The organism is Chryseobacterium formosum (genome assembly GCF_026460885.1).
GTDB classification, from domain to species: Bacteria; Bacteroidota; Bacteroidia; order Flavobacteriales; family Weeksellaceae; genus Chryseobacterium; species Chryseobacterium formosus.
Window position 1 is genome coordinate 335,033 of record NZ_JAOVZW010000001.1, and the last position, 13,073, is coordinate 348,105.

Sequence of the window (13,073 nt, forward strand, 5' to 3'; positions counted from 1 at the left end):
TATTGCTGACAAAATTAAATATTTATTTCTCTGCAGCCTGACTGATAAAATATTCAGCCTCTCCTCTACCCCAATTTGGGTCTAAAGCTGTTTTGGGTTTAAATGAATTGAATTTATCCAAGGAAGCTTTAAATAATTCCATTCCTTTCTTTTTACTACCACCATATTGTTCAGGAGTAAAATAAACATCTTCTGCTTTAATCAAAGTTACTCTTGGATTTTGAGGGTTTAATTGTTCTGCTTTTTTAAGCGTTTCATCAGCTTTTGCACCGAAAGTCATGTATCTTTCCATAGGATTAACCATCATTTTGAGAGAATAAATCATTTTCTGCAAAAGATAAATTTCAGAATTGTTTTTGTCTGTTTCTTCTGCTAAATCTACAAATTTCTGAGCTTGGTCTGCAACGGCATCAAGTTCGGTCATCTTATTTTCACGCATCAAAACTCTTCCTTTCTGAATCTGTGAAAATGCAGCGTAATAATTGGGTTGCCATTTTCCTTTTTCTTTATCGGCAATTCTCTGAAAATCGTTTGATAAAGCATTAAAATCTTCTGTCGTTTTGCAGGTTTCAATTTTAGCGATTTTTTCTGTCATTATTTTTTCATACTGACCTTGAGCAAAAGAAGTTAAACTCAACATACTTAAAGCAAAACTTAAAATTAATTTTTTCATGATTTCTAAATTTTAATTGTTTGATATTTTATTATTAATTCTTTTTACCGCAAAAGAGACAAAAGATTTTCATTTCTGTTTGTAGTTATCCAAAAGCTATCAAAAAAAGATTTTACATTTTGTAAACTTTTGAATTTTATTTCAGTTATTTCTTTTGATTCTTTTGCGGTAAAAAAGATGATTTTAAAGATTATTATTAATTGCATCCTGCGTTTTATCCACTCCAAAACTGATAAAAGCTCCCACAAAAACAAATGTATTAACGGGCGGAACAACTGCCGATCTGAAATTTCCGTCATTTGAGAAGTTATAACCGTACATATTTTTTCTGCCTAAAACATTAGAAACGCTCAAAACAAAAACCGTAAATGCTTTAGCATCTTTTTTACCGATACTTGGGAGATAATTGAAACTAAGATTCAGCGAACTATAATCTTTCAGACTGCCTTCATTTCGGATCATATTGGCTCCATTTTCGGTAACAATATCGTAATAAGGTCTTCCTTTCGCATAATTAAATGAAAGATTGGTCTGGAATTTCAGTTTTGGAAAAAATCTTTTCGCTACAACAGAAACCGTATGTTCAGAAGCAAATCCAGGTTTTAAAGTTGTTGGGTAATTCAAAAAATTTCTTTCAGAATCGAGATAAGAATAACTTATCCAGTAATCAATATTTTTAATCGTTTTTTTGTCTCTCCAAAACAGTTCAACTCCTTTTGCAAAACCGTTTCCAAGATTATTAACTGCAGTTTGTACCGGTTGATATTGCCCGGGAATATTAGCAATATTCTGAACTTTAATCAAATCATTATATTTTTTGTAAAATGCTTCCAATCTCAAATTTCTTCCTTCCACAGTTCTCTGAACCTGAAAAATATAATGCTGCGACTGCTGAAAATCGAGTTTTGCACCTGAATTGATGTATCTGCTTTCAGGATTTTGGTAAAAAATTCCATAGGCAAATGATGTTGTCCAGTCTTTATCTAAACGATAAGCGAGTGCAAAACGGGGCGCAAAATTGCTTTCTTTTAGATAAGATGAATATTCTGCTCTCGCTCCGGCTTTTGCTGAAAATCTGTTGCTAAAAGCAATGTCTGTTTCCAGAAAAGCAGAAGAGATTAAATCTTTATAATCTTTACGGACTTCTTCAATAGAAAGTTCTTCATGAGCCTGGTTTAACTCAAAACCTCCTCTTGCAGTAACTCTTCTGTTAATTTTTCTTTCTAGAACCGTTTTAAAATTCAAATAATTTCCATCAGTTAATAATCTTGTTGGCGAAGACTTAATATTATTCGTTTCACTTGAAAAATTTAAATCTGACCGGTTAAAAGAATAAGATGCTCCAACATTCAAAAGATATTTGCCAAATTTTTGCTTAAAAGAAAGATTGTGAAATGTGTTTTTACCTTTTAAATCAACTAAAAAATATTGAGAATCGGGTTCCAGACTTGCTGTTTTCACGCCCATCACATCATTATTAAACATTCCATAATATTTAAACATTCCCCCTGATTTTGTTTTAAATCTAAAATTCAAATCTCCATTGAAACCACTTGGAGCTTCGTTGAAATCTGTATTAAAATTCAAAACTTCCTGCATCAATTTTAAATTGGAATATCCCGCACTCACTCCATAAGAAAATGTTTTTTCATCATTGACTTTCTGTAAACTTGCATTTAAAAATATAGGCGAAATTCCGAAATCATAAGAACTCTGATCAGGAAAATCTACACTTTCAAGCATTAAAGCTCCGGAAAGCGCCTGTCCGTAAAGCGCAGAATATCCACCGCTGGAAAATACATTTCCTTTAAAAAGAGACGTATTGAAACGGTCACGACCAGCAATTCCGGGAACAGAATTCGAAAAATAATTATTAATTAAACTTCCATCCATAAAAATTTTGGCTTCAGAACCCGTTCCTCCACGGATAAAAAGTCCTTCCGTCTCTCCTACTTTCTGAACTCCCGGAAGATACGTTACGTACGAAGAAATCTGCGCATCTGCACCGGCTGTTGTATAAACATCTAAAGGACTAATAATTGCCGACCTGTTTTTGTCACTCGCTTCAATTGAACCTACCGTAATGATAACAGCATCAATTTCATTAACTTGTTCTTTTAATTCAGTATTAATATTTAAATCCTCATTTGAAATGTTTACGTCTTTTTCAACACCAATATATTTTGAATGTGAATAGGTAAGAATATGATTTCCTTTTTCTGAGGTTTCAAAAGAGAAGTTACCATCTTTATCAGTCGTTGCTCCGTCGTAAGTATCTTTTAAAGTGACATTCACTTCAGATATTCCTTTGTTTTTATAGCTTACTTTTCCTGTAATTTTTATCTGAGAAAAGCTCAGAATAAATGCAAAAAAAGAGAGAAGAAATAATAGTTTTGTTTTCATAGCTGTATTAATTCGAATCAAAAATATGATGAATTTTTAGGGGTTTAAATTTTTTGTTACTGAGCTGTAGAATTTGGAATCTGAATCGTTAATATGATTTTCAACCTGAAAGGATTTCAAAGATTTTATAAAAAAGATGTCAAAATTCTTAGAATCCTGACATCTTCTGCCCAAAGAAAAGGCGTTGTATAATGGTCAACTTTATTAATTAATCGGGATACAGAAATCTACCAACACCTTCCCTTCAGGATGTTCTTTGAAATTTGAATGATAAATCTCAAAAGGAAATGCTTTTCGAGTTGAATAACCGTTTTCTTTCATCCATAAGAACAACGACACCCAAGATTGCTCGAAATCAGCAAGAGTAACTTCTCCGCTTCCAATGATAAATTTTCCGGCTTCAACGGTTTCAGGAAACACTTCCCCTTCCTGTTTCTCAAGTTTTTCATCTAAAAGCATACATGCATGGATTCTCACTTTATCTGCTGCTGTTACTTTAAAACTGTCATGATAAACAGAAATCATTTTAAGATTTTCTCGAGGGAATAATTGTTTTTTCTTTGCCCAATCGATAAGAACATTGAAAGAAGATTCTACATTCGCAATACCAAGACTCATTACAGCCGCAAGATTCATTTCCTGAAGCTGCATTACTTTAATTTTTAAATTCATTGTAGTCCAATTTAATAGGTTTTCTATATTGCAAATGTATTGGTCGAAAACCGTATCTACTTGTCCGTTCTTGCGATGTATCTGAGAAATTGTATGAAATTTTTCAGGACTGAGTTTTCTAAATTCTGAAGGAGATTTTCCGTAATATTTTTTAAAAACTTTATTAAAATCTGAATGACTAGAGAATCCTAAATTCAGATAAATATCTTTTACTGATAAGTTTTTTCTTAGTGAAAGGTAAAACGCGCTTTTCTCAATTCTCTTTCTAAAAATGTAATTCTGTAAAGTTTCACCAACAATTAACTTAAAAATTCTGTGGAAATGAAATGGCGAGTAAGCTGCGATTTCCGAAACTCTTTCTAAACTTAGTTCGGTATCAAGATTGTTATCTATGTATTGAATGATTTTTACCATTCGATTTTTATACTCTTTCAAAACAATTTTTTGCAAAGGTATCAAGATAAATTAAGGCCGATTTGTCTTTTATTGCTAATTACCGTAAACAATTTCAAATCATAAACGGTTCTGAAATTGTTTATTAAATTTATAATCACAACATTTAAATATTAATTTATGAAACTACAAACATTAACATTATTAGCCAGTTGCGCTTTATTTGCAGCTTCTTGCAGCTCGAGTAAAACCTATAACGTTATCGCAAAAAGCGGAACAGAAACAGGCGGAACTGCAAAATTTACTCAAGATGGAAATGAAGTTATTCTAGATCTTGAAGTCACAAAATTAACTCCGGGAATTCATGCGGTACACATTCATGAAAAGGGCGACTGTTCTGCTCCAGATGGTTCTTCTGCAGGAGGACACTGGAATCCCGGAAGTCACAATCACGGAAAATGGGGCGAAAATCAATTCCACATGGGCGATATCGGCAATCTTGTAGCCGATAAAGACGGTAAGGCAAAACTTACTTTTAAAACTGATAAATGGTGCCTTGATTGCGTAGAAGAAAGTAAAAATATTATTGGAAAGGGGTTAATTATTCATGCTGATAAAGATGATTTCCAAACACAGCCGACAGGAAATGCAGGTGGAAGAGTTGGTTGTATTGAGATTAAATAAATTTCTTTTTATCACAAAATAATCAATCTACAAAATCGTCTTGATGAGTTAATCAATTCATCAAGACGAATTAAGAAATTCTCTTTGATGACTTTGCAAACTTATCAAGGTAAGTTTAGAAAATAAAAAAACCACTAATTTCCATTAGTGGTTTTTTCGTTATTTATGCGCTTTATTGCTTTGCTTTCATGTCTGCAATGATGTTCATCGCTTCCTGTAAGTAAGAATCTTTTCTTAGGTTTTTCACCCACATTTCAGATTTCTTTTTGAAAACTTCATCCTTTTTCTCTCTTTCGATTTCTGCAGGATACATTTCAAATTTCAATCCGTTATCAAATTTCGTCAGTTTCTTGAACTTTTCGATTTGAGCTTTTCTTTGTTTCATCAAATCATTAAACTTATTAACGTTTAATGTAATAGTTTCTTCCTTATCCAATTGCTCTCTCCATTGTGCAGATTCAAGCAATAACTGATAATTTGCATTTTTCGCCATTCTGTCGTTGCTCGCTTTTTCTAACGCTTTCACATCAAAATAGCTTAGCTTCTGGAAAGATGCACTCGGAATTTTATCCCAAGCTAAAGCAAAATCATCATATCTTTCACCGATTTCTGCATAAGTAAAGAAGTCTTTCATCTGAATATCAGAAACAATTCCTTTTCTTTGGTTTGACTCTCCTGTAATTCTGTAGAACTTCTGAATCGTCAGTTTTAAAGAACCAAAATCATCTTCAGTATTTAAGAATCTATTTAAATCAACAAAAGTTTGTACCGTTCCTTTACCATAAGATTGAGGCGAACCAACGATAATTGCTCTGCCATAATCCTGCATTGCTCCCGCCAAAATCTCTGAAGCCGAAGCTGAAATTTCGTTTTGCATAATCACCAAAGGACCCGTCCAAATTGGAGTTTCCTGCTTGTTTTTTAAAGTCTGGATTTTTCCGTTTCCGTCTTTTACCTGAACATAAGGACCTGCATTCATAAATAATCCCATGATATCACCAACTTCCGTTAATGAACCACCACCGTTATTTCTAAGGTCTAAAACAATTCCTTCAATATTCTGAGCTTTTAATTTGATGATTTCATTTTTGATGTCGTCAGAAGCATTTCTTCCTTTCTCATCTTCAAAATCTGCATTAAAGCTTGGTAAATTGATGAATCCGTATTTTTTTCCGTTTGGAGAATTTACAATAATACTTTTCGCAAAAGTGTCTTCAATAGCCACTTCTTCACGAATCATCGTTACTTCTACAATTGTTTTATCTTTTTTCTGAACCGTTAACGTAACAGGAGTTCCTTTTTCACCTCTGATTAAACGTACTGCCTCATCAGAAAGCATTCCCACAACATTTACATGGTCTTCTTTCGGTTTAGATTTTACTTTCAAGATTTTATCGCCTTCAGAAAGTTTCTTCGATTTCCAAGCCGGAGCTCCGATCGTTAATGCACCTAAATAAAGATTTCCTTTTTTCTCCTGGATAATTGCCCCGATTCCGATCACTTTTCCTTTAAACTGAGTATCAAAATCCTCTTTATCTTTAGGGGAATAATAGTTGGTGTGTGGATCAAAAACTTCTGTATAAGCATTCATATACACAGAAAACCAATCCATTTTCTTTCTTTTTTTGAATCTTGTGAAAGTTTCCTTTACCAAATCTTTTACTTCATCAGTAGCTTTTGTAAGCTTCTGTTGAGGCGAAAGAATTTCAAGTTTGATGGTATCTTTCAGCTTAAATTTCTGTACAGAATCTTTCTTTTCTTTCTGAGCTTCTTCTTTGCTGTTCATCGATTCAATTTCCTGAAGAATATTGTATTTGATGAATTTTTTCCACTCATTATACTGTTCTTTTTGATCTGCAGGAACTTTTTTTAGCTTAGATTCCAACGTCAAAGTTTCGTCTTCTTCTAAATTAATTGGCTTACTGAAAATTTCCTGAGTAATTTTATCGATTTCGTCAACTCTTTGGTATAATCTGTCGATTGTTAATTTATAAAACTGCAAATCACCTTGGTTGATATAATCGTCAAGTTTGGTTTCGTGCTTACCAAATTCGTTCATATCAGACTGCAGAAAATATCTTTTTCCGGGATCAATCATTTCAAAATAATGTTTGTAAACATCTTTTGAATAGGCATCGTTGATAGGTTTTGGGCTGTAATGTAAGTATGAAAGAGTGTTTTTAACGCTCACCATTATCGTCTGCATTTTTTCATCATCATTTTTAGGCGAATTGAAACAAAACATAAGACTTGTTAATGGAATAAAGAGTAAAAATTTATTTAGCTTAAAATTTTTCCACATAAATCTGTAATGTATTTTTATTAATTTCTTTAAAAAGTATTTTAATTAGTAGTAACAATTAAATTTCTGTTACAAACTATCAAATTTAATACCTTATTTAGAAATAATCATTAGTTTTCAGTTTTTTTTAATATTAAAACAACTCGAAAGTTAATACTTTGATTTTCATTATAATTTTATTCATTATTAATTAAATTGAACTTGTTTTATAGAGCACTTCTTAATTCTTATCTTTGTTAAAATTAAATATACAATATGGAAAAACCACTTATTCTGGTAACAAATGACGACGGAATCACGGCTCCGGGTATCAGAAACTTAGTAGAATTTATGAATGAAATCGGAGATGTAATTGTGGTTGCTCCCAACTCGCCTCAAAGCGGAAAAGGTCACGCAATTACCATCAACTCTACATTAAGCTATGAAGAAGTACAGCTTGAAGGTCCACAAAGAGATTTTTCTTGTAGCGGAACTCCGGTAGACTGTGTGAAAATGGCTTTAGATAAAATCCTTCCAAGAAGACCGGATATTGTAGTTTCCGGAATCAATCACGGTGCAAACTCATCCATCAACGTAATTTATTCGGGAACGATGTCTGCTGCTGTTGAAGGCGGTGTAGAAGGTTTACCTGCAATTGGTTTCTCACTTTTAGACTTCAGTTGGGAAGCAGATTTTACGCAGGCTAAAGAATATATTCAGGGAATTGTAAGAAAAACTTTAGAAAACCCAATGCCTAAAGGTGTTGTATTAAATGTAAATATTCCGAAACTTGCGAAAGAAGAAATTAAAGGTGTGAAAATTTGCAAGCAAGCCAATGCGAAATGGGAAGAAAGTTTTGACGAAAGAATCAACCCTCATGGTAAAAAATATTATTGGTTGACAGGATATTTCAATAATATGGATGAATCTGAAGATGCAGATGAAACGGCTTTGGCGAATGGATATATCTCAATTGTTCCTGTAAAATTTGATCTTACCGCTTATGAGTATATGAATACTTTGAATGAGGTGATGAAGTTTGATTAAAATTTTTTTGCCACGAATTCACGAATCAACAATTTAATATAATTTTAAATATAAAAATTCGTGCATTCGTGGTAATTTTATTCCCAATTATCAATACAAATCTGTGGGAATTTATTTAAAACAAAACCCTATCCTCCTTTCTCAATTCTTCCAAATATTTACTTTTATCATCCCGATAAAATAAATTCATCGTCTCAAAGGGAATCATTTTTAAATCTTTATTCACGATATGAACGCAGGATTTTTTCACGGCACGAACATCAAAATCATGCGCATCCATAAAATTCATAATAATGATTCTGAAAAGATTATCGTAATCTAAATTCGGAGCGGAAACTTCAGGAAGACAACACAATAACTGATTTACTTTAGGTTGAACTTTATCTACAGAAATTCCCGTACTAAAAATATCCAGAAGCTGCATTTGCAACCCTGTATCCTGTTCGTAAACAATTGTGTTTCGTGTTTCATTGTTCAACAAATCAGCGGGATTAATGTACCTTGTTAAAGGAATAATTTCACCTTGAAGTTTTAAAATATATCCCATCGCCAAAGCATCCGGATTACACGGAACAGGAATAATGTCATCTGAATTTAATAGAGGAAATTGATTTAAAATTTCCTGCCTTACTTCAGTCAAAGTAATTTTTTCGTGAGCAGAATCGTCACGGTTTCTTCCGGCAATTTCTACAGGCTGAAAAGTAATTCCTCGGACGCATTTTTGTTTTAGAGCAAAATCAATGATCTTCCCAATTTCATCAATATTTTTATCTTTTTGAAGAACAATTACGAGTGTCGTGGAAAGGTTTAAAGCATTCAATTTTTCCAAAGTTTTCATTCGAACATTCGTAAGATCTTTTCCTCTGAAATCCTGTAAAACTTCGGGCTTAAAAGAATCAAACTGAAGATAAATTTCAAATTCTGGAGCATAAGTTGCCAATTTTTCTGCAAAACCTGGATCATTGGCAATTCGTACTCCATTGGTATTTAGCATTAAATGCTTAATCGGTTTCGACTTCGCAATATCCATGATTTTAAAAAATTCCGGATGAATCGTTGGCTCTCCTCCACTGATTTGAACGACATCGGGTTCACCTTCATTTTTGACAATAATATCAAACATCGCTTCAATTTCTTCCAAACTTCTGTGACTTCCGTAATGCGGAGAAGACATGGCATAACAAGTCGGACAAGTAAGATTACAACGATCGGTCACTTCCACAATCGAAAGACAGCTATGTTGCTCATGATCAACACATAAACCGCAATCATAAGGACAGCCATATTCTACATCTGTCCCAAAATGAACCGGCATTTCTGAAGCTTTATTGTAATTTCTAATGTTTTTGTAATAATGAACATCAGAAGCAATTTTCGTCTTGAAAAATCCGTGGTCGGGACATCTTTTCGTCATAAAAACCGCTTCATCTTCAATAATGATTTTTGCTCCAACCCTTTTCAGACATTCCGGACAAAGACTGATCGTATAATCGTAATAAGTATAATTTCTTACTGGCATAATTTCTCTTATAAGTTAAATCCACAAATGCACCCTCCTGCAATAAAAACTAAAATTCCCGTGAGAATTCCTATCAAAGATGGTTTGAAATTGTATTTCTTTTCTGGATTAGCAGCCGACATAATTCCTAAAACTACAGCAATAATAATTGAGATAATAAATACCACAAGACCTATAAACAAGAAAATCAAGCCTAATCCGGCAAGTTCTCCCCCAAAGCTACCAACTTCTAATAATTTCATATTTGTTGTTTTTTAAAAGATAAATATAATAAATGATAATCAGACAACATACTATCTGAATTGTACTTAATCCAAAAACAATATCATATTTTAGCTTTAGAAAATCAATAATAAATCTGAAAGTAAAATAAAACAGCATAAATAACTGAAATAAGACACCAGATTTATAAATATAGTTTGTCTGAAACTTTTTTAGAAAAATAAATAAAACTGCCAAAAAAAACATTTCATAAAGGGCAACCGGATGTCTGAGATATTGATCTCCCAAATACATTCCGAAAATGGTATTAGTAGGTAATCCATAGGTTTCTTCATATACGCCCGTAAAAAAGCATCCGATTCTGCCAATAAACATTGCTAAAATCAAAGGATAAACCATACGATCACCCGTACTCTCTTTTTTTCCAATAATTTTTTTCATGATTTCAACGCCAATCAAACCACCTGCTAAACCTCCTACAATTGTATTATTTAGCCAAATATACATCCACAAATTCTGCGTTTTTATCAAATCATCTGGTCTTTCTAATGAACCAATTGTATGAGATCCTATTAATGCACCAAAAGTTGCTGCAATAATAACCAATAAGGAATTAGTACTGCTAAATTTCTCTTTATCCTTTCTTTTTAAAAATGTGTAATAACGCATTCCTACGAAAATCCCTAAAGATTCTGTAATAGGATGAAGCAAAACTTCTTTACCGAAAATTTGAAAAGTAACAGGAAAATCCATAAAATCAAAAATAGGATATTTCATTTGATGTTGAGACAATGATTTTGATGGATTGTATTTTTCAGCAGATTGTTTTGCCACTAATACACGAATTTTTATAACTAAAATGGGTGTTAATCTTTTTTGAGATAAAATTAATTTGTGCATTCGTGGCATTTTTTATTCTCTATTATCCGTGAAAATCTGCGGAATCTGTAGGACTTTTATTTTTAATATTTATCATAAATAAACTTTAAAATCATTTCTTTTACTCTTTTCTATTATTCTTTTCCCTAATTTTAATTAAAATAATTTTCCAAATTATGCGAATAGAATATGATATAAAATTGGGATTCAAAGATGTGATGTTCAGACCAAAACGTTCTACTTTGAAATCCCGCTCAGAAGTAAATCTTGAAAGAGAATTTACTTTCAGACACACCAAAAAAAAATGGAATGGAACTCCGATTATTGCAGCCAATATGGATACAGTCGGAACTTTCGAAATGGCGGTTGAACTAGCAAAAGACAAGATTATTACGGCTGTTCACAAACATTATACTCCAGAAGAATGGAGCAATTTTTTAAATAATCAGCCCGAAGAAATTCATCAATACATCGCTTTAAGCACAGGAACAGGAAAATCGGATGAAGAAAAAATTAAAATTATCTTAGAAAAGCATCCAAAAATTGAGTTTCTCTGCATTGATGTTGCCAATGGTTATTCTGAACATTTCGTGCAATTTGTGAAGAACGCAAGAGCCAATTTTCCTGATAAAATTATTATTGCTGGAAATGTAGTTACGGGAGAAATGGTTGAAGAGCTGCTTTTAGTTGGTGCTGATATTATCAAAGTTGGAATTGGCCCTGGTTCAGTTTGTACAACGAGAGTGAAAACCGGAGTTGGTTATCCGCAACTTTCCGCAATTATTGAATGTTCTGATGCTGCTCATGGTTTAAAAGGTCATATTATTGCAGACGGTGGTTGCAAAGTTCCGGGAGATGTCGCCAAAGCTTTTGGTGGCGGCGCCGATTTTGTGATGTTGGGTGGAATGTTTGCCGGTCATGATGAAAGTGGTGGCGAAATGGTGGAAGAAAACGGCAAAAAATTCAAGCTTTTTTATGGGATGAGTTCTAAAACTGCAATGGATAAACATTCGGGAGGTGTTGCAGAATATCGAGCTTCGGAAGGAAAAACAGTTAAAGTTTCTTACAAAGGTTCGGTATCAGAAACGGTGAAAGATATTCTGGGTGGAGTTCGTTCTACTTGTACTTATGTTGGTGCTTCAACGTTGAAAGAATTGTCAAAAAGAACAACTTTTATAAGAGTTCAGGAGCAGGAAAATCAGGTTTTTAATGATTAACTATTATCTGATTTATTTTAAATTAATAATTTCTAAATATTGATAAAGCCTTTTAAATAAAGGATTTAAGTAAATAGAGGGCAAAATGAGGGGCACTTATTTTGTCCATTTTTTATTTTTTTCATCTATTTGTGCTGTTCGAATGAAAATACGAATGATGGAAAAAAAGATTAATCTTCGGAGATTTTAAGCTATTGGTTTGAAATCTCCGGAGATTTTTTATTTCTGCTGAATTTTTTTTTACAATTTTTAAAAGTCATCACAAGATGATTTTTTCTAATCATTTAAAAATCTTAATTTTGCATTCGTAAGATTTAGAATTCTTCATCAATTTCTAAAATAACAATCTGTTGAATTTTTTCCTAGAAATCAAAACAGGTAGGGAATGAGACGAAATAATTTAATGATCTTAGCTTAAAAACTGAAACTGAAGAGATGAAAAAAACATTTTATTTCATTCCTATTCTGCTTATTTCAAATTTTACATTTGGACAAGTAGGGATAGGAAAGCAATCTGTTAACGGAAACAGCACAATTTTAGACTTTGAAGATTCAAGCTCAAATACAAACGGAATTATTTTACCAAGTGTAAATAATACAACTAATGCTTTAGCTTCTACTCCTTCAAATAACAACGGAACTTTTTTATTTGATAAATCTGACAGCAAAGTAAAATTCTACGAAAATTCTGTATGGAAAGACCTTAGTAATGCCGGAAGTTCTACTCAAATTACAGCAAATGTTTCTTCAGAATCAAGCAATTCTCAAGGTGTAATTATCGGAAGTTCTACAAGTAATGCCAAAGGAGCGCTAGTTTTAGAAAGTACAAATAAAGCGGTAATTTTACCAAAAGTTTCCAATCCGCATACTAATGTGAAAAATCCTTACCCAGGAATGATGTGCTATGATACAAACAGTAAATCTTTGGCTGTTTATGATGGTTCTGCATGGAGTTATTGGAAATAATTTAAACTAAATCTTAAATAATTTATTTTAAACTCATTAAAATGAGCAGGTTTGCATTGGTACAAAAATTGTTCGAAATTTAAAGTGAAAAAAGCGTATAAAATGCGCTAAATATTA

General features: G+C 32.5%; 11 protein-coding genes. 4 read left to right on the top strand and 7 right to left on the bottom strand.

Going from position 1 to position 13,073, the window contains the following annotated elements; genetic code table 11:
• Positions 1–22: 22 nt before the first annotated feature.
• From OF897_RS01620 to OF897_RS01630, 3 genes are all read right to left on the bottom strand, one after another.
• Complete coding sequence (locus OF897_RS01620) at positions 23–673, bottom strand: hypothetical protein (RefSeq protein WP_267263944.1); 651 nt, start codon at positions 671–673, stop codon at positions 23–25.
• 183 nt (positions 674–856) lie between these two features.
• Positions 857–3,076 (bottom strand): TonB-dependent receptor, encoded by a 2,220-nt coding sequence (locus OF897_RS01625; protein WP_267263945.1) that lies wholly within the window; start codon positions 3,074–3,076, stop codon positions 857–859.
• 204 nt (positions 3,077–3,280) lie between these two features.
• Positions 3,281–4,162, bottom strand: a complete 882-nt coding sequence (locus OF897_RS01630) for an AraC family transcriptional regulator (protein WP_267263946.1) — start codon at positions 4,160–4,162, stop codon at positions 3,281–3,283.
• A gap of 159 nt (positions 4,163–4,321) precedes the next feature.
• On the opposite strand from OF897_RS01630, the gene OF897_RS01635 reads away from it, so the two are divergent.
• Entirely contained in the window at positions 4,322–4,825 is a 504-nt protein-coding gene (locus tag OF897_RS01635; protein WP_267263947.1) for a superoxide dismutase family protein, read from the top strand.
• A gap of 172 nt (positions 4,826–4,997) precedes the next feature.
• Here the strand turns inward: OF897_RS01635 and OF897_RS01640 are convergent, their stop codons facing one another.
• Positions 4,998–7,127 (bottom strand): carboxy terminal-processing peptidase, encoded by a 2,130-nt coding sequence (locus OF897_RS01640; RefSeq protein ID WP_267263948.1) that lies wholly within the window; start codon positions 7,125–7,127, stop codon positions 4,998–5,000.
• Between the two features lie 255 nt (positions 7,128–7,382).
• Between OF897_RS01640 and surE the strand changes: the two genes are divergently transcribed.
• Positions 7,383–8,153, top strand: a complete 771-nt coding sequence (gene surE, locus OF897_RS01645; RefSeq protein WP_267263949.1) for a 5'/3'-nucleotidase SurE — start codon at positions 7,383–7,385, stop codon at positions 8,151–8,153.
• A gap of 115 nt (positions 8,154–8,268) precedes the next feature.
• Here surE and OF897_RS01650 read toward each other — a convergent pair whose 3' ends face one another.
• The 3 genes from OF897_RS01650 to OF897_RS01660 are packed head-to-tail and all read right to left on the bottom strand — an operon-like array spanning position 8,269 to position 10,794.
• Complete coding sequence (locus OF897_RS01650; RefSeq protein ID WP_267263950.1) at positions 8,269–9,672, bottom strand: radical SAM protein; 1,404 nt, start codon at positions 9,670–9,672, stop codon at positions 8,269–8,271.
• Positions 9,673–9,680: 8 nt separating this feature from the next.
• A complete protein-coding gene (locus tag OF897_RS01655) occupies positions 9,681–9,914 on the bottom strand; it encodes a hypothetical protein (protein WP_267263951.1) in 234 nt (77 codons plus the stop codon).
• Positions 9,892–10,794, bottom strand: coding sequence for a prolipoprotein diacylglyceryl transferase (locus OF897_RS01660; protein ID WP_267263952.1), 903 nt, complete (start codon positions 10,792–10,794; stop codon positions 9,892–9,894). Before OF897_RS01660 ends, OF897_RS01655 begins: the two co-directional genes overlap by 23 nt.
• Positions 10,795–10,949: 155 nt before the next feature.
• Here OF897_RS01660 and OF897_RS01665 point away from each other — a divergent pair, with 155 nt between their 5' ends.
• A complete protein-coding gene (locus OF897_RS01665) occupies positions 10,950–11,990 on the top strand; it encodes a GMP reductase (RefSeq protein WP_267263953.1) in 1,041 nt (346 codons plus the stop codon).
• A gap of 435 nt (positions 11,991–12,425) precedes the next feature.
• Complete coding sequence (locus OF897_RS01670) at positions 12,426–12,956, top strand: hypothetical protein (RefSeq protein WP_267263954.1); 531 nt, start codon at positions 12,426–12,428, stop codon at positions 12,954–12,956.
• Positions 12,957–13,073 lie beyond the last annotated feature (117 nt).